General features: G+C 72.0%; 12 protein-coding genes. 9 read left to right on the top strand and 3 right to left on the bottom strand.

Annotated features, from left to right (window positions below; all coding sequences use genetic code 11):
* The first annotated feature begins 46 nt into the window (after window positions 1-46).
* The 3 genes from uvrB to F0L17_RS05295 all read left to right on the top strand — a co-directional run bounded on the left by uvrB (window position 47) and on the right by F0L17_RS05295 (window position 4,180).
* A complete protein-coding gene (gene uvrB / locus F0L17_RS05305) occupies window positions 47-2,176 on the top strand; it encodes an excinuclease ABC subunit UvrB (RefSeq protein ID WP_155070166.1) in 2,130 nt (709 codons plus the stop codon).
* Between the two features lie 139 nt (window positions 2,177-2,315).
* Window positions 2,316-2,894, top strand: coding sequence for a TerD family protein (locus tag F0L17_RS05300; protein ID WP_162465827.1), 579 nt, complete (start codon window positions 2,316-2,318; stop codon window positions 2,892-2,894).
* A gap of 287 nt (window positions 2,895-3,181) precedes the next feature.
* Complete coding sequence (locus F0L17_RS05295) at window positions 3,182-4,180, top strand: TerC family protein (protein ID WP_155070165.1); 999 nt, start codon at window positions 3,182-3,184, stop codon at window positions 4,178-4,180.
* A gap of 60 nt (window positions 4,181-4,240) precedes the next feature.
* Here F0L17_RS05295 and F0L17_RS05290 read toward each other — a convergent pair whose 3' ends face one another.
* From F0L17_RS05290 to uvrA, 3 genes are all read right to left on the bottom strand, one after another.
* Window positions 4,241-7,699, bottom strand: a complete 3,459-nt coding sequence (locus tag F0L17_RS05290; RefSeq protein WP_155070164.1) for a phosphodiester glycosidase family protein — start codon at window positions 7,697-7,699, stop codon at window positions 4,241-4,243.
* Window positions 7,700-7,879: 180 nt separating this feature from the next.
* Entirely contained in the window at window positions 7,880-8,308 is a 429-nt protein-coding gene (locus F0L17_RS05285; RefSeq protein WP_155070163.1) for a QcrA and Rieske domain-containing protein, read from the bottom strand.
* Between the two features lie 24 nt (window positions 8,309-8,332).
* On the bottom strand, window positions 8,333-11,179 hold the full coding sequence (uvrA, locus tag F0L17_RS05280; protein WP_162465826.1) for an excinuclease ABC subunit UvrA: 2,847 nt from the start codon (window positions 11,177-11,179) through the stop codon (window positions 8,333-8,335).
* Window positions 11,180-11,354: 175 nt separating this feature from the next.
* Between uvrA and F0L17_RS05275 the strand changes: the two genes are divergently transcribed.
* The 6 genes from F0L17_RS05275 (at window position 11,355) to whiA (ending at window position 17,966) form a co-directional block, all read left to right on the top strand.
* Entirely contained in the window at window positions 11,355-12,089 is a 735-nt protein-coding gene (locus F0L17_RS05275; protein WP_155070161.1) for a maleylpyruvate isomerase family mycothiol-dependent enzyme, read from the top strand.
* Window positions 12,090-12,152: 63 nt separating this feature from the next.
* Entirely contained in the window at window positions 12,153-12,809 is a 657-nt protein-coding gene (locus F0L17_RS05270; protein WP_155070160.1) for an MBL fold metallo-hydrolase, read from the top strand.
* A 79-nt stretch (window positions 12,810-12,888) separates the two neighbouring features.
* Window positions 12,889-14,943 carry an excinuclease ABC subunit UvrC gene (uvrC, locus tag F0L17_RS05265; protein WP_155070159.1) on the top strand — a complete coding sequence of 685 codons (2,055 nt, stop codon included), beginning with the start codon at window positions 12,889-12,891 and terminating at the stop codon, window positions 14,941-14,943.
* A gap of 55 nt (window positions 14,944-14,998) precedes the next feature.
* Window positions 14,999-15,979, top strand: a complete 981-nt coding sequence (gene rapZ / locus F0L17_RS05260; RefSeq protein WP_155070158.1) for an RNase adapter RapZ — start codon at window positions 14,999-15,001, stop codon at window positions 15,977-15,979.
* Window positions 15,976-16,998 carry a gluconeogenesis factor YvcK family protein gene (locus F0L17_RS05255; RefSeq protein ID WP_162465825.1) on the top strand — a complete coding sequence of 341 codons (1,023 nt, stop codon included), beginning with the start codon at window positions 15,976-15,978 and terminating at the stop codon, window positions 16,996-16,998. Before rapZ ends, F0L17_RS05255 begins: the two co-directional genes overlap by 4 nt.
* Window positions 16,989-17,966 (top strand): DNA-binding protein WhiA, encoded by a 978-nt coding sequence (gene whiA / locus F0L17_RS05250; RefSeq protein WP_155070157.1) that lies wholly within the window; start codon window positions 16,989-16,991, stop codon window positions 17,964-17,966. The genes F0L17_RS05255 and whiA overlap by 10 nt, the downstream gene beginning before the upstream one ends.
* Window positions 17,967-18,058 lie beyond the last annotated feature (92 nt).

The following is an 18,058-nucleotide window of genomic DNA, read 5'->3' as shown; positions in this document are numbered from 1 at the left end:
CCGACGCCGGCACCGGTTGTCGGTGGGGGGACGTACGGTGGTGGACATGCGGCCCGTGACTCAGATCGAACGCAGGGTGGCGCCCTTCCAGGTCGTCAGCCCCTACCAGCCCAACGGTGACCAGCCCGCGGCCATCGACGAGCTGGAGAAGCGCGTCAAGGCAGGCGAGAAGGACGTCGTCCTGCTGGGCGCGACCGGCACCGGCAAGTCGGCCACGACCGCGTGGATGATCGAGCGGCTCCAGCGGCCGACGCTGGTGATGGCGCCGAACAAGACACTGGCCGCCCAGCTCGCCAACGAGTTCCGGGAGCTGCTGCCGAACAACGCGGTCGAGTACTTCGTGTCGTACTACGACTACTACCAGCCCGAGGCGTACGTCCCGCAGACGGACACCTACATCGAGAAGGACTCCTCCATCAACGAGGAGGTCGAGCGGCTGCGGCACAGCGCGACCAACGCGCTCCTCACCCGCCGCGACGTGGTCGTGGTCGCCTCCGTCTCGTGCATCTACGGCCTGGGCACCCCGCAGGAGTACGTCGACCGGATGGTGCCGCTGAAGGTGGGCCAGGAGATCGACCGGGACGAGCTGCTGCGCCGCTTCGTGGACGTCCAGTACACCCGCAACGACATGGCCTTCACGCGCGGCACCTTCCGGGTGCGCGGCGACACGATCGAGATCTTCCCGGTCTACGAGGAGCTCGCCGTCCGCATCGAGATGTTCGGCGACGAGGTCGAGGCCCTGACCACCCTTCACCCGATCACCGGTGAGGTCGTCTCCGAGGAGCGGGAGCTGTACGTCTTCCCGGCCTCCCACTACGTGGCGGGCCCCGAGCGCATGGAGCGGGCCATCGCCGGGATCGAGGCCGAACTGGAGGAGACCCTCGCCCGGATGGAGCGGCAGGGCAAGCTGCTGGAGGCCCAGCGGCTGCGGATGCGCACCACCTACGACATCGAGATGATGCGGCAGATCGGCACCTGCTCCGGCATCGAGAACTACTCGCTGCACATCGACGGCCGCGAGAAGGGCTCCCCGCCGCACACCCTGCTGGACTACTTCCCCGAGGACTTCCTCCTCGTCATCGACGAGTCGCACGTCACCGTCCCGCAGATCGGCGCCATGTACGAGGGCGACGCCTCGCGGAAGCGGACCTTGGTCGACCACGGCTTCCGGCTGCCGTCGGCGATGGACAACCGGCCGCTGAAGTGGGAGGAGTTCCTGGAACGCATCGGGCAGACGGTCTACCTGTCGGCCACTCCCGGACCGTACGAGCTGTCGCGCTCCGACGGCGTGGTGGAGCAGATCATCCGGCCCACCGGCCTGGTCGACCCGGAGGTCGTGGTCAAGCCCACCGAGGGGCAGATCGACGACCTAGTGCACGAGATCCGCACCCGCACCGAGCGGGACGAGCGCGTCCTGGTCACCACGCTGACCAAGAAGATGGCCGAGGACCTCACCGACTACTTCACGGAGCTGGGCATCCAGGTCCGCTACCTGCACAGCGACGTGGACACCCTGCGCCGCGTCGAGCTGCTGCGGGAACTGCGCGCCGGCGAGTACGACGTGCTGGTCGGCATCAACCTGCTGCGCGAGGGTCTGGACCTGCCGGAGGTCTCCCTGGTGGCCATCCTCGACGCCGACAAGGAGGGATTCCTGCGCTCGGGGACCTCCCTGATCCAGACCATCGGCCGCGCGGCGCGCAACGTCTCCGGCCAGGTCCACATGTACGCCGACAAGGTCACTCCGGCGATGGAGAAGGCCATCGACGAGACCAACCGACGCCGGGCCAGGCAGATCGCCTACAACGAGGCGCACGGCATCGACCCGCAGCCCCTGCGCAAGAAGATCAACGACATCGTGGCGACGATCGCGCGGGAGGAGATCGACACCCGGGAGCTGCTGGACAGCGGCTACCGCAAGGCCGGTGCCGGGGAGGAGCGCAAGGGTCGCGCGCCGGTCCCCGAACTCGGCCGGGAGGCCCGCGGAAAGGGCCGGGGGAAGACCGACCGGCCCACCGACCGGCCCGCCGCCGAACTGGCCGAACTCATCGACGAGATGACCGAACGCATGCGGGCCGCCGCCGCCGAGCTGAAGTTCGAGGTGGCCGCCCGACTGCGCGACGAGGTGGGCGAACTGAAGAAGGAGCTGCGGCAGATGAGGGAGGCGGGCCTGCGGTGACGGGCCGGTCGGGGAAGTGTCGCGGGAGCGATACAAATCCCGGTCGTGCCGTTTGGGCCGTCACCGGCGGTGCATAGGGTTCGTGGCGGTCGTCACCGACGGCCGTTGCTCAGGCGAGGCAGGAAAGAGGGGAACGCACGTGACGGTCAACTTGTCCAAGGGACAGGCGATCAGCCTGCAGAAGTCCGACGGGGGGACCCTGACCGCGGTGCGGATGGGGCTCGGCTGGCAGGCCGCCCCCCGCCGCGGTCTGTTCGGGCGGCGCACGAAGGACATCGACCTCGACGCCTCGGCCGTGCTCTTCGCGGGGAACGAGCCGAAGGACGTCGTCTTCTTCCGTCACCTGGTGAGCGACGACGGTTCCGTGCGCCACACCGGTGACAACCTGGTCGGCGGTGTCGGACAGGGCGGGGACGACGAGGCGATCCTGGTGGACCTCCAGCGGGTCCCGGCCCGTATCGACCAGATCGTCTTCACCGTGAACTCCTTCACCGGCCAGACCTTCGCCGAGGTGGAGAACGCGTTCTGCCGCCTGGTGGACGAGACGAACGGTCAGGAACTGGCGCGCTACACCCTCACCGGCGGCGGCCGGTACACCGCGCAGATCATGGCCAAGGTGCACCGGCAGGGCACCGGTTGGCAGATGACCGCCCTGGGCACCCCCACCGACGGCCGTACCTTCCAGGACCTGATGCCGGCGATCCTGCCGCTGCTGTAGACGTCGGGGAGCCCAGGGGCGGGGTCCGTCGACCCCGTCGCCGGGCCCCGTGCCCGGCCCCAAGGCGCCCGGCGGGCCGCCGAACGACGCGGGGGCGATGCGCGAGCGATCGTGACTTTACCTCCCATTGGCATTCCTTTACTCTGTCATGAGCGGAGGGGAGTACTCCCGATCAGCGGCGTTCCGTCAATACGGGCCGGGTGTGACCGGTCCCGGGGCGTCGGTCCGTGGCCCGACGGGCTCGGACGGAGGAGACCTCCGGCAACCAGAGCCGGAGGATTTCCCGTATGGATGTCTCCTTGAACGTCTGGGTGCTGACCGTCGTCGGTCTGTGCGCCCTGATCGCCGTCGACTTCTTCATCGGACGCAAACCGCACGAGGTCTCCATCAAGGAGGCCGGCATCTGGACGGTCGTCTGGGTCGTCCTCGCCATCCTCTTCTGCGGTGGTCTCTACGTGGCCGCCGGCGGCCGGCCCGCCGGCGAGTTCGCCGCGGGGTACATCACCGAGAAGTCCCTCAGCGTCGACAACCTCTTCGTCTTCGTCCTCATCATGGCGAAGTTCGCGGTACCGACGATCTACCAACAGCGTGTGCTGATGATCGGCGTTCTCATAGCGCTCGTCATGCGCGCCGTCTTCATCGCCGCCGGTGCCGCGCTGATCTCCGCCTTCTCCTGGATCTTCTTCGTCTTCGGCGGTTTCCTGATCTGGACGGCCTGGAAGCTGGTCCGCGAGGCCCGTGCCGAGGAGCAGGGCCACGAGGACGAGGCCTACGAGGAGAACCGCCTGCTGAAGACGGTCGAGCGGCGCTTCCCCTCGACCTCGGAGTACCACGGCACCAAGCTGTTCGTCATCGAGAACGGCAAGCGGCTGATGACTCCGATGCTGATCGTCATGCTCGCCATCGGCAGCACCGACCTGCTGTTCGCCCTGGACTCCATCCCCGCGATCTTCGGACTGACCCAGGACCCGTACATCGTCTTCACCGCCAACGCCTTCGCCCTGATGGGCCTGCGCCAGCTGTACTTCCTCATCGGCGGCCTGTTGAAGAAGCTGGTCCACCTCTCCTACGGCCTGTCCATCATCCTCGGTTTCATCGGTGTCAAGCTCGTGCTGCACGCCTTCCACGAGCAGGGCGTCCACGTCCCGGAGATCTCCACCCCCGTCTCGCTCGGCGTGATCTGCGCGGTGCTGGTCGTCACCACCCTCACCAGCCTCCGCGTCTCCCGTCGGCAGGCGCGGGAGGAGCAGGAGCGACAGGGCACGACGGCGGCGCGGCGCGACTGACCGGCGGCGGTACGGCGGCGGTGCGGCGGGGCATCCGGCCCGCCGCACCGCCGCCTCGCGTCACCGCACGACCGTGACCCGCGCCCGGCGACGCTCACCGCTCACGGTCACCGCGACCTCCACCGTGCCCGGTCGCAGACCGGTCAGGGTGCCCGCCTCGGAGTCCAGGACCGCGACGCAGTGTCCGCGGGCCCGCTTCGCCTCACCCGTGCACAGCCCGCGCGAGCCGGACCAGTCCGCGCTCAGCGGCCGTCCCACCGGAACCGTCCGGGCCGAGGCCCCCGAGCCCTGGACGACCGCCGCGGAGACCTCTCCCGGCGCGCCGCCCGCCTCCACCGTCTCCGGCGCGTCGAGGGAGAGGCCGTCGACGTGGGCGCGGGTCTGCACCGAGATCCAGTCCCGCCCCGCGTCCCGCGCCTCCCGGTCGACGCCCACCAGCGACCAGCCGCTGAAGCCGCCCTCGTCGGCGGGCGCGGCCGGTGCCTTGCCCGCGTTGCCGTTGACCAGGTACGGCACGCCGGCCACCCGGGAGGCGTGGAAGACGCCGACGTGCGAGCCGATGAACGCCGCGCCCTTGCCGGTGCGGTGGCGGAAGTCGCCCAACCAGTCCTCCAGCAGGTCCGCCTCGTACCGGTCGGTGAGCCGGCTGCCCTGCTGCGGGGTCGGGTCGCGCGGCGGTACGTGCGCCAGGACGACGACCGATCCGATCCCGCGGTCCCGGGCCGCGGCGTCGAGCCGCTCGCGCACCAGGCGGATCTGTTCCCAGCCGCCTCCGCGCAGGGTCAGCGAGGAGGTGTCCAGGGTGATGAAACGCGTGCCCTTGTGGTCGAAGACGCGGTGGGTCTCGCCGAACTCCGCGCGGAAGGCGTCGATGGAGCCGCCCATCACCTCGTGGTTGCCCGGCACGTAGTACCAGGGCACCTCGTCGCCCAGCTCCTCCTCCAGCATCCGGCGGGCGAAGGCCAGGTCCTGCGGCGAGCCCTCGTCCACCCAGTCGCCGTTGACCACCACGAAGTCGGGCCGGGCCGCCCGCACCTCCCGCAGGGTCCGCCGGGCCTGGCGCACCAGTGGGCTGTCGGGGTCGCGGGCGACGAACTGGGCGTCGGAGACCACCGCGAAGCGCCAGTCGCGGCCCGCGGTGTCGGCGGCCGTGGAGATCAGCGGGTCCCGGTGCTCCACGGTGTCGGGCAGGGCGACGTCCGGCGGGACCCGGGCGGTCAGCCCGTCCAGGACGACCGCGCCGTCGTACTGCTCGGCGGCACGGGTCTCGGCCAGGTAGAACCGCCGGACCCGCAGCGGGTGGGCGACGCCCTCGGGCACCTCGAAGACGACCTGCCGCCAACCGGTCCAGGTGACGTACGGGCCGCGCAGCACCTGGGCGGTGCCGGCCGCGTCGGTCAGATGGAGGGAGGGCCAGGCGCCGTGCCCGTCCCCCTTGAGCCACAGGGCGAAGCTCTGCGGCCGGCCCGGCACCTCGATCTGACGGGGCGGGTTGGCGTAGGCGGCGCGGGTCGCGGTGGACCGGGTGAAGTCGTAGGTCATCCGCAGCCCGGCGCCGTCGCGTCCCTCGGGGACGGCGGCCAGGGAACCGGAGGCCCGGGCGGCGCTGAAGGTCCACTCCCCGGCGTCCTCGAAGTCCGCCACCGGAAGGTCCCGCAGGCCGACGGTGACGGCCAGGACCGCCGTCGCGTCCTCGCCGCCCCCGGCGCCCCGCACCGTCGCCCGGACCAGCCCGGAGACCGACCCGGTGCCGTCGGCCGCGGAGACGGTGAAGTCACCGCCGGTCGGGTCGGGGGCGACGCGGAACAGCGAACGGTCGTAGTCGAGCGTGACGTCCGACGGGTCCACGGGCGCGCTGTGGCCGTCGGCGTCGAAGCCGACGAAACCGAACGATCCCGTGTCGTCCGGTCCGGCCAGCCCGACCCGCTCCCGGGTCGGTTCGATCCGCTCCAGCGGGCCCAGCACGGTCAGTTCCAGGGAACCGCGGGCCCGGCCGAGCCGGGCGACGGCCTCGGTGCGGCCGGTCCGGCGGGCGTGGAAGACGCCGTCGCCGTCCACCCGCCCGATCTCGGGACGGGTGCTGTGCCAGCGGGCGGCGCCGTCCGCCGGGCCGTACGTCTCGTCGTGTCCGGCGGCGGTGAGGGCGCGGGTCAGGCCGGGGAAGACCCGTTCGGGGTGCCCCCCGGGCACGTTGTCCGCCGACGGGGTCCGGGCCGGGTCCGCGGCCGTCTCCACCCGGAAGCCCTCCAGCCGTCCGCTGCCGTCGGGGGCGGTGACGGCCAGTCCGTTGGGCACCTCGCGCTCGGAGCCGTCGGAGGGGCTGTTCTCCACCCGCAGGGTGTCCGAACCGGGTTCCCGGACGACCAGGGTGGAGGAGCCGCCACCGTCGAGGTTCAACGCGTTGTGGGCGCCCAGGTCGTCCATCATCTCGGCCAGTTCGGTGAGGGTGACCCCACCGGAGGCGGCCTGGCGCCCGTCCACGGTCAGCACGTGCAAGGTGGTGCCGTCCCGGGAGAAGCCGACGGCGGTGCGAGGCGCGGCGGTGTTGTTGGGCCGTCCGTCCCAGTTCTGCGGTTCCCCGTCCACGACGAGCACGCCGCGGCCGCCGACGGCCGTGTCCGGCGCCGTGCCGCCGTCCTCCGTGCGCAGCTCGTACTCCCAGCTCACCGCGGTCCCGGGGGACAGCCCGGCCAGTGCCCCGGCTCCCGCGTCGCGACCGATCAGCACGGTGGTGCCCTCGGGGATCGGGCCGCTGCCGGGCGTGTCGGAGACGGAGACGACCCGGCCGGACGAGACGGTCACCTCGGTGACCTCCTCGGCTCCCCCCACGGTCAGGGCGCGGTCGGCCTTGCCCCACCGGGCGTTGTAGGCGCCGATGCCTCCGGCGGGGACGTTGGCGGCGTTGTAGGCGGCCAGCGGCACGGGGCCGTCGGGAAGGGCGAGCGTGCCCTCGAAGTACAGGTCGAGGATGCGGCCGGCACCGTCCGGGCCGAATCCGACCGCCTCGGTGACGCCGGGGGCGGGGGAGTGGGTGACCTCGCCGTCGTCGATGCCGGGACCGAGCGGGGCGCCGGTCCGGTTGATGTCGAAGAAGTCGGCGTTGAAGGCGGCGACGGTGCGTCGACCGGGACCGGGGTCGTGCTCGGCGGCCAGCTCGGAGACGGTGGCGCGGTCGGAGACCCCGCCGGAGGAGAGGTAGTCGACCCCGGCGCCCCCGTCGAGGTCGACGCTGAGGGCGTCGGCGCGCAACCACTTGTCCGGTTCCAACCGGTCGAAGGAGGTCAGGGTGGTACCGGGCGCCACCGGGCGGGTGGTGCGGGAGATCTCCAGGCCCTCGTCCGCGACCGCGGCGGTGCGGGTGTCCGCGGCACGGAGGGAGAGGGAGGGCGGGACGGCGGTGGACGGGACGGCGGTGGCGGACGGCAGCGCGGGCCCCAGGACCAGCGCGGAGACGGCCGCGGCGCACACCACGACCCATTGGCGGACTCTTCTGCTGTGCGACCCTCGTGACACGGACATCACCCACAGACGCTGCGAGAACGTGCGCTCCTTGCGCACCGGCGCCACAGGGTTCCAAGAGCGACCGGTCCACACCAGAGGGCGTGTGCGAACTGCGGGAGAACAACCCGGAAGGAACAACACGCCCACCCCGTCCGGCGGTTGGGCCGGACGGGGTGGGCGGGGGTGGGTGAGGCGCGGTCAGCTGCCAGGGCCGGCGACCAGCCGGCCGCCGGCCACCCGGATCGGGACCTCGGGCAGCGGCTCGTTCGCCGGACCCGCCAGGACCTCGCCGCTGGTGGTGTCGAAGCGGCTGCCGTGGCAGGTGCAGTCGGCCTCCAGTTCGTCCACCGAGGTCAACACACAGCCCGCGTGGGTGCACACCGCGCTGAACGCCTTGAACCGGCCCTCCTCGGACTGTGAGACGACCAGCTTCTGGTCCCGGTAGAGCCGGGAGGCGCCCACCGGGACGGCGTCGGCCGCTCCGAGGTCCAGGGGAGCGGTCGGGACGGCCGGGCTCCGCCTGTCGCCCGAGCCGGGGCCCGAGCAGGCCGTCAGGCCGATCCCGGCGGCCCCGGCGAGGGCCGTGCCGCACAGGACGGTGCGACGGCCGGGAGGCTGGGTGCTCATGGGTCGTTCTTTCCCTTCCGATTCTCAGGGGGTCGGCGGCAGGACATCCTGGAGGAACTTGCCGGTGTGGCTCTCCGGGGCCGCGGCGATCTGCTCCGGGGTGCCCTCGGCCACGACCAGGCCACCGCCGCTGCCGCCCTCCGGGCCCATGTCCACGATCCAGTCCGCCGTTTTGATCACATCGAGGTTGTGCTCGATGACGATCACCGTGTTGCCCTTCTCCACCAGCCCGGACAGCACCTCGATCAGCCTGCGGATGTCCTCGAAGTGCAGACCGGTGGTGGGCTCGTCCAGCACGTAGACCGTGCGTCCGGTGGAACGCTTCTGGAGCTCGGAGGCGAGCTTCACACGCTGTGCCTCGCCGCCGGAGAGCGTCGTGGCGGGCTGGCCCAGCCGGACGTAGCCGAGCCCGACGTCGTTGAGGGTGCGCAGGTGGCGGGAGATCGCCGGGACCGCTGAGAAGAAGTCCAGCGCCTCCTCGATGGGCATGTCCAGCACCTCGGCGATGGACTTGCCCTTGTAGTGCACCTCCAGCGTCTCCCGGTTGTAGCGCGCGCCGTGGCAGACCTCGCACGGCACGTATACGTCCGGCAGGAAGTTCATCTCGATCTTGATCGTGCCGTCGCCGGAGCAGTTCTCGCAGCGGCCGCCCTTGACGTTGAAGGAGAAGCGCCCCGGCTGGTAGCCGCGGACCTTCGCCTCCGTCGTCTCCGCGAACAGGCGGCGCACGTGGTCGAAGACGCCGGTGTAGGTGGCCGGGTTGGACCGGGGGGTGCGGCCGATGGGGGACTGGTCGACGTGCACGACCTTGTCCACCTTGTCGTCGCCCTCGACCCGCACGTGCCGGCCCGGCACCGCCTTCGCGCCGTTCAGCTCCCGCGCCAGATGGGTGTACAGGATGTCGTTGACCAGGGTGGACTTCCCCGAGCCGGAGACGCCCGTGACCGCGGTGAGCACCCCCAGCGGGAACGAGACGTCGATGTCGCGCAGGTTGTTCTCCTTCGCCCCGCGCACCGTCAGCATCCGTTCCCGGTCCACCGGCCGCCGCGCGGCGGGGACGGGGATGCTCTTCTTCCCGGACAGGTACTGCCCGGTCACCGACTTCTCGTTGGCCGTCAGCTCCTTCAGCGGTCCGCTGTGCACCACCTCGCCGCCGTGCTCGCCCGCGCCGGGGCCGATGTCCACCACCCAGTCGGAGGTCTTGATGGTGTCCTCGTCGTGCTCGACGACGATCAGGGTGTTGCCCATGTCCCGCAGCCGCACCAGGGTCTCGATCAGCCGGTGGTTGTCGCGCTGGTGCAGGCCGATGGAGGGCTCGTCCAGCACGTAGAGCACCCCCACCAGGCCGGAGCCGATCTGGGTGGCCAACCGGATGCGCTGGGCCTCGCCGCCGGAGAGCGTCCCGGCGGCACGGTTGAGCGAGAGGTAGTCCAGGCCGACGTCGACCAGGAACCGCAGTCGCTCGTTGACCTCCTTCAGCACCCGCTCGGCGATCACCTTCTCGCGGTCGACGAGCTCCAGGGCGCCCAGGAAATCGGCGCACTCGCTGATCGACATCGCGGAGATCTCCGCGATCGACTTCCCCTGCACCGTCACGGCCAGGACGATCGGCTTGAGCCGGGTGCCCTCGCAGGTCGGACAGGGCACCTCGCGCATGTAGCCCTCGAAGCGCTCCCGGCTGGAGTCCGTCTCGGCCTCCGAGTGGCGCCGCCTGACGAAGGGCACCGCGCCCTCGAAGGGAGTGGTGTACGACCGCTCCCGCCCGTAGCGGTTGCGGTAGCGGACCTGGATCTGCGTCCGGTGGCCGTTGAGCAGGGCCTTCTTCGCGCGCTGCGGCAGCCCGCGCCAGGGGATGTCGGTGCGGAAGCCGAGGGCGTCGGCCAGGGCGCCGATCAGTCGCCCGAAGTACTCCTTGGAGTGGCCGTGGGACCAGGGGTGGATCGCGCCCTCGTCCAGCGACTTGTCCTCGTCGGGGACGATCAGCTCCGGATCCACCTCCATGCGGGTGCCGATGCCGGTGCACTCCGGGCAGGCGCCGAAGGGGGAGTTGAAGGAGAACGAGCGCGGCTCCAGCTCCTCGAACGACAGGTCGTCGTAGGGGCAGTACAGGTGCTCGGAGTACATCCGCTCGCGCTGCGGGTCGTCCTCGTCCAGATCGACGAAGTCGAGGACGACCATGCCGCCCGAGAGCCCGAGCGCGGTCTCCACCGAGTCCGTCAGCCGCCGCTTGGCGCTCCCCTTCACCGTCAGGCGGTCCACCACCACCTCGATGGTGTGCTTCTCCTGCTTCTTCAACTGCGGCGGGTCGGAGAGCTGGACCGTCGCGCCGTCCACCCGGGCGCGGCTGTAGCCCTTGGCCTGGAGCTCGGCGAAGAGGTCGACGAACTCGCCCTTGCGCTCGCGCACCAGGGGGGAGAGCACCTGGAAGCGGCTGCCCTCCTCCAGGGAGAGCACCTTGTCCACGATGGCCTGCGGGGACTGCCGGGAGATCGGGCGCCCGCACTCGGGGCAGTGCGGCTTGCCGATCCGCGCGAACAGCAGACGGAGGTAGTCGTAGACCTCCGTGATGGTGCCGACCGTCGAGCGGGGGTTGCGCGAGGTGGACTTCTGGTCGATGGAGACCGCCGGCGACAGACCCTCGATGAAGTCCACGTCGGGCTTGTCCATCTGCCCCAGGAACTGCCGGGCGTAGGAGGACAGCGACTCCACGTAGCGGCGCTGCCCCTCGGCGAAGATCGTGTCGAAGGCGAGCGAGGACTTGCCCGATCCCGACAACCCGGTGAAGACGATCAGGGAATCCCGGGGGAGGTCGAGCGAGACGTTCTTGAGATTGTGCTCGCGAGCGCCACGGACGATGAGACGGTCGGTCACGCCGGTCGGCACCTTTCGTGTGGAGAAGAGGGGGCGGAGCCCCCGCCCCAGGGTATGGGGAGCGCCGCCGTGATGTCGTACGCGGTGCGCATCGCGAGCCTATAGCACGCACATTCGATTTATGGGCGGTCCCCGTGAGCTTCACCCGAAGGAGTGGCGGGGATAGCTTTGGATCATGACTTCGCCCGCCGTCGACCCGACCGCCGACACCGCCGCCCTCGCAGAGTCCACCGCCCGCCTCCTGGCCGCCGTGGAGAAGCTGGACGACGCCTCGCTCGCCGAGCCGTCCCGACTGCCCGGCTGGACCCGCGGCCACGTCCTGGCCCACCTGTCCCGCAACGCCGACGCCCTGGTCAACGTGCTCGCCGGACGGCCCATGTACTCCAGTGCCGAGGCCCGCGAGGCCGACATCGAGCGCGACGCCCCCCGGCCCCTCGCGGCCCAGCTGGAGGACCTGCGCGGCAGCGCGGCCCGCCTGGACGCGGCGCTGGCCGCCCTCACCGACGAGCAGTGGCGGGCCACCGTCGAGCTGCGCAACGGCGTCACCGACCTGGCCTCCTCCCTGCCGTTTCGCCGCCGCATCGAGATCGAACTGCACCACGTCGACCTCGGCATCGGCTACGAGCTCGGCGACATGCCCGCCTCCTTCACCGACCGGGAACTGGAGAACATGGCCGGGCGGTTCTCGGGGCACCCAGGAGTGAGGCCCCTGGAACTGCGCGTCGAGGACGGCCGGACCCTGCGCACCGGTCGCCCGGCCGGCGACGGGGACGGCACGGGAGGGACGACGGAGGAGACGGTGGTCGTCTCGGGCTCGGCCACCGCGCTCGTCGGCTGGCTCACCGGCCGCACCGACGGCACGGGACTCACCGCCTCCGACACGGCCCTGCCCCCGCTGCCGCCCCTGTAGGCACGCCGGTCGCCCACGCGCGCGTCACCACCGACAGCACCCACCGCAAGGAGTCGCGAGCCCATGCCGTACACCGGAAAGGTCGTGGTCGACGGCCCGGCCGACGTCCACGAACTGACCGACCTGATGATCTCCAAGGTCGCGGTCGGCCCCATGGAGAACAACGCCTACCTGTTGCGCTGTCGCGCCACCGGCGAGCAGTTGCTGATCGACGCGGCCGCCGACGCCGACACCCTGCTCGGCCTCATCGGAGAGGACGGCATCGCCACCGTCGTCACCACCCACCGCCACGCCGACCACTGGCAGGCCCTCGACGCCGTCGTGCGCGCCACCGGTGCCCGCACCCACGCCGGGCGCCACGACGCCGAGGGCATCCCCGTCCCCACCGAGGTGCTCCTGGACGACGGGGACACCGTCACCGTCGGCCGGGTCCCCCTCACCGTCCGGCACCTGAGGGGCCACACCCCCGGTTCCGTCGCGCTCGTCTACGACGACCCGCACGGCCACCCGCACGTCTTCACCGGGGACAGCCTCTTCCCGGGCGGCGTCGGCAACACCCGCGGCGACGCCGAGGCGTTCGCCACCCTGCTGCACGACGTGGAGACCAGGCTCTTCGGCGAACTCCCCGACGAGACCTGGGTCTACCCCGGCCACGGCGCCGACACCACCCTGGGCGCCGAGCGCCCCCACCTGCCGGAGTGGCGCGAACGCGGCTGGTGACCGGGACCACCGCGGACGGAGCGGGGGAGCGCGGCGCCGGCCGCCTCCCCCGTCACACCCCGCCAGTAGGGTGGGCACCATGGCAGACCCCTCCAGCTACCGCCCCAGGCCTGGAGAGATCCCCGACTCCCCGGGGGTCTACAGGTTCCGTGACGAACACGGCCGGGTGATCTACGTCGGGAAGGCGAAGAGCCTGCGCCAGCGCCTGGCCAACTACTTCCAGGACCTGGCGAACCTCCACCCGCGCACGCGCACCATGGTCACCACGGCCGCCTCCGTGGAGTGGACGGTGGTCTCCACCGAGGTCGAGGCGCTCCAGCTGGAGTACTCCTGGATCAAGGAGTACGACCCCCGCTTCAACGTCAAGTACCGCGACGACAAGAGCTACCCCTCCCTCGCGGTGACGCTGAACGAGGAGTTCCCGCGCGTCCAGGTGATGCGCGGCCCCAAGAAGAGGGGCGTGCGCTACTTCGGCCCCTACGCCCACGCCTGGGCGATCCGCGAGACCGTGGACCTGCTGCTGCGGGTCTTCCCCGTGCGCACCTGCTCGGCCGGGGTCTTCAAGCGCTCGGCCCAGATCGGCCGCCCCTGTCTGCTGGGCTACATCGGCAAGTGCTCCGCCCCCTGCGTCGGCCGGGTCACCGCCGAGGAGCACCGCCGGCTGGCGGAGGAGTTCTGCGACTTCATGGCCGGGCGCACGGGCGCGCACCTGCGCCGTCTGGAGCGGGAGATGCACCGGGCCGCCGAGGACATGGAGTACGAGCGGGCGGCCCGGCTGCGCGACGACATCGAGGCGCTGCGGCGGGCGATGGAGAAGAACGCCGTCGTCCTCACCGACGCCACCGACGCCGACCTGATCGCGGTGGCCGAGGACGAACTGGAAGCCGCCGTCCAGATCTTCCACGTCCGCGGCGGGCGGGTGCGCGGCCAACGCGGCTGGGTCACCGACAAGGTGGAGGAGGTCACCGCCGCCGGGCTCGTCGAGCACGCCCTGCAACAGCTCTACGGGGAGGAGAGCGGTGACGCCGTCCCCCGGGAGGTGCTGGTCCCGGCCCTGCCCGAGCCGGCGGAGCCGGTCACGGCGTGGCTCGCCGAGCGGCGCGGCGCGGCCGTCGACCTGCGCGTGCCGCAGCGCGGCGACAAGCGGGCCCTGATGGAGACGGTCCGGCGCAACGCCCAGCAGGCCCTGACCCTGCACAAGACCAGGCGCGCCTCCGACCTGACCACCCGCTCCCGGGCCCTGGAGGAGATCGCCGAGGCCCTCGGGCTGGACTCGGCGCCGCTGCGGATCGAGTGCTTCGACATCTCCCACCTCCAGGGCGACGACGTGGTCGCCTCGATGGTGGTCTTCGAGGACGGGCTGGCCCGCAAGAGCGAGTACCGGCGCTTCCAGATCAAGGGCTTCGCGGGGCAGGACGACGTCCGCTCCATGCACGAGGTGGTCTCCCGGCGCTTCCGCCGCTACCTCCAGGAGCGCCGGCGCACCGGCGAGTGGGCGACGGCGGAGGAGGCCGACGGCACCGCCGGGGCCGAGGGCGGTCACGGCGCCCGGGACGGCCGGGACGACGAGGGAACCGCCCCGGCCGAGCGGCCCGCCGGCGAGCGGAACGGCGAGGCGGGGCGCGAACGGCCGCCGAAGTTCGCCTACCCGCCGCAACTGGTGGTCGTCGACGGCGGCCGACCGCAGGTCGCCGCCGCCCGACGCGCCCTGGACGAACTGGGCGTCGACGACGTCGCCGTGTGCGGGTTGGCCAAGCGCATGGAGGAGGTGTGGCTGCCCGGCGAGGACGACCCGGTGGTCCTGTCCCGCACCAGCGAGGGCCTGTACCTTCTGCAACGGGTCCGTGACGAGGCGCACCGCTTCGCCATCCGTTACCAGCGCGGCAAGCGGTCGAGGTCGATGCGGGAGGGCCCCCTCGACGCCGTCCCCGGCCTCGGGGAGACCAGGAAGCAGGCACTGATCAAGCACTTCGGCTCGGTCAAGCGGCTGCGCGCCGCCACCGTCGAGCAGATCTGCGAGGTCCCGGGCATCGGCCGCAAGACCGCCGAGACCGTGGCCGCGGCCCTGGCGCGGACGGCACCGACCGCCCCGGCGGTGAACACCGCCACGGGTGAGATCCTGGAAGACCGGTGAGCACCGGGGAGACCGAGGACACCGGGACACGACAACGACCACCGGGGGAGAGCGGATGAGCGAGCACACGGAAGACGGAGCACAGGTGGGAACGGACACGGGCACGGACAGCGACAGGGCGGACGCCGGCGCGGGCCCGGCGGTCGCCAAGGGGACCGGCGGGCCCGAGGGCGCGGCCATCCCCGAACTGGTGATCATCTCGGGCATGTCCGGCGCGGGACGCAGCACCGCCGCCAAGTGCCTGGAGGACCTCGGCTGGTTCGTGGTGGACAACCTGCCGCCCGCCCTGATCCCGACCATGGTCGACCTGGGCGCCCGCTCCCAGGGCAACGTCGCGAAGATCGCCGTCGTCGTCGACGTCCGGGGCCGCCGCTTCTTCGACAACCTGCGCGAGTCCCTCGCCGACCTCGACGCCAAGAACGTCACCCGCCGCATCGTCTTCCTGGAGGCCTCCGACGAGGCCCTGGTGCGCCGCTTCGAGTCGGTGCGCCGCCCCCATCCCCTCCAGGGCGACGGGCGGGTCGTGGACGGCATCGCCGCCGAGCGCGACCTGCTGCGCGAGCTGCGCGGCGACGCCGACCTGGTCATCGACACCTCCTCCCTCAACGTCCACGAGCTGCGCGCCAAGCTCGACGCCCAGTTCGCCGGCGAGGAGGAGCCGGAGTTGCGGGCGACGGTGATGTCCTTCGGCTACAAGTACGGCCTCCCCGTCGACGCCGACCTCGTCGTCGACTGCCGCTTCCTGCCCAATCCGCACTGGGTCCCCGCGCTGCGGCCCTACACCGGCCTCAACGACGAGGTCGCCCGGTACGTCTTCGACCAGCCCGGCGCCAAGGAGTTCCTGGACCGCTACGCGGAACTGCTCCAGCTCATCGCCGCCGGTTACCGACGGGAGGGGAAGCGCTACGTGACCGTCGCCGTGGGCTGCACCGGCGGCAAGCACCGCAGCGTCGCGATGTCCGAGAAGCTGGCCCGGCGGCTGGCCGCCGAGGGCGTGGAGACCGTCGTCGTACACCGGGACATGGGACGCGAGTGAGCGTCCGCACCCGAAGGTTGAGGCGCCTGGTCACCACCCGCGTCAGCCGCGGCGGGACCCCGAAGGTGGTGGCCCTCGGCGGCGGCATGGGCCTGTCCGCCTCGCTCGCCGCGCTGCGCCGCATCACCCGCGACCTGACCGCCGTCGTCACCGTCGCCGACGACGGCGGTTCCAGCGGTCGGCTCCGCGACGAGCTGGGTGTGCTGCCTCCCGGCGACCTCCGCAAGGCCCTGGCCGCGCTCTGCGGGGACGACGAGTGGGGGCGGACGTGGGCCCGGGTCGTCCAGCACCGCTTCGTCAGCCGGGGCGAGCTGCACGAGCACGCCGTGGGCAACCTCCTCATCGTCGCCCTGTGGGAACAGCTGGGGGACCACGTGGCGGCCCTGGACCTGGTGGGCAAGCTGCTGGGCGCGCACGGCCGGGTGCTGCCGATGTCCGCCGTCCCGCTGGAGCTGCGGGCCCTGGTGCGCGGCCACGACCCGGCGTGCCCGGAGGAGGTCACCACCGTCCGGGGCCAGGCCACCGTCGCCCTCACCCCCGGCGAGGTGCAGCAGGTGCACCTCGTTCCGCACGATCCGCCCGCCGTCCCCGAGGCCGTCGAGGCGGTCCTGGACGCCGACTGGGTGGTGCTCGGACCCGGCTCCTGGTTCTCCTCGGTGATCCCGCACCTGCTGGTCCCCGAACTCCTCACGGCGCTCACCGAGACCCGGGCGCGCCGGGTGCTGTCGCTCAACCTCGCACCGCAGCCCGGTGAGACCGATGGGTTCTCCCCGCAGCGTCATTTGGAGGTTTTGGCACGGCACGCCCCTAAACTCACCTTCGACGTGGTGCTGGCCGACCGGGCCGCCGTGCCCGACGAGGACGGTCTCCGCGAGGCCGCCGGGCGGTTGGGCGGAACGGTCGAGCTGGCCGAGGTGGCCGCGTCGGGTGGGGGCACGCCCCGGCACGACCCGGAACTGTTGGCCGCCGCGTACGACCGTATTTTTCGAATGCATGGAAGGATCGGCCCATGGCGATGACGGCAGCGGTGAAGGACGAGATCTCTCGGCTTCCCGTCACCCGGACCTGCTGCCGGAAGGCGGAGGTCTCGTCGATCCTGCGCTTCGCGGGCGGACTGCACCTGGTGAGCGGCCGCATCGTGATCGAGGCCGAGTTGGACACCGGCATCGCCGCCCGCAGACTCCGCAAGGACGTCCTGGAGATCTTCGGCCATGCCTCCGACCTGGTGGTGATGGCCCCCGGCGGCCTGCGGCGCGGCAGCCGCTACGTCGTACGCGTGGTGGCGGGCGGCGACCAGCTCGCCCGGCAGACCGGCCTGGTCGACGGCCGCGGCCGCCCCGTGCGGGGTCTGCCGCCGCAGGTCGTCTCCGGCGCCACCTGCGACGCCGAGGCCGCCTGGCGCGGTGCCTTCCTGGCACACGGCTCGCTCACCGAGCCCGGCCGTTCCTCCTCCCTGGAGGTCACCTGCCCCGGCCCCGAGGCCGCCCTCGCCCTCGTCGGTGCCGCCCGGCGCCTCCAGATCTCCGCCAAGGCCCGTGAGGTGCGCGGCGTGGACCGCGTCGTCGTCCGCGACGGCGACGCCATCGGCGCCCTGCTCACCCGGCTGGGCGCCCACGAGTCCGTGCTGGCCTGGGAGGAGCGGCGGATGCGCCGCGAGGTGCGCGCCACCGCCAACCGACTGGCCAACTTCGACGACGCCAACCTGCGCCGCTCGGCCCGCGCCGCCGTCGCCGCCGGCGCCCGCGTGCAGCGGGCCCTGGAGATCCTGGGCGACGACGTGCCCGAGCACCTGGCCGCCGCCGGCCGGCTGCGGATGGAGCACAAGCAGGCGTCCCTGGAGGAGTTGGGGGCGCTGGCCGACCCGCCGCTGACCAAGGACGCCGTCGCCGGCCGCATCCGGCGGTTGCTCGCCATGGCCGACAAGCGCGCCGCGGACCTGGGCATCCCCGGCACCGAGTCGAACCTGACGGAGGAGATGGTCGGCTGACGTCGCGGCCGGCCGCTCCCGGCCCTCGCGCGCGTCTCCTCACCGCCGGTCGCCCCGTCGCGGACCCCTCGCGGACACCCGTCGCGGACACC

The sequence above is a fragment of the Streptomyces taklimakanensis genome (assembly GCF_009709575.1).
Classification (GTDB): Bacteria; Actinomycetota; Actinomycetes; order Streptomycetales; family Streptomycetaceae; genus Streptomyces; species Streptomyces taklimakanensis.
Note: the sequence above shows the minus strand (reverse complement) of the source record. Positions and strands in the feature narration are given on the sequence as shown.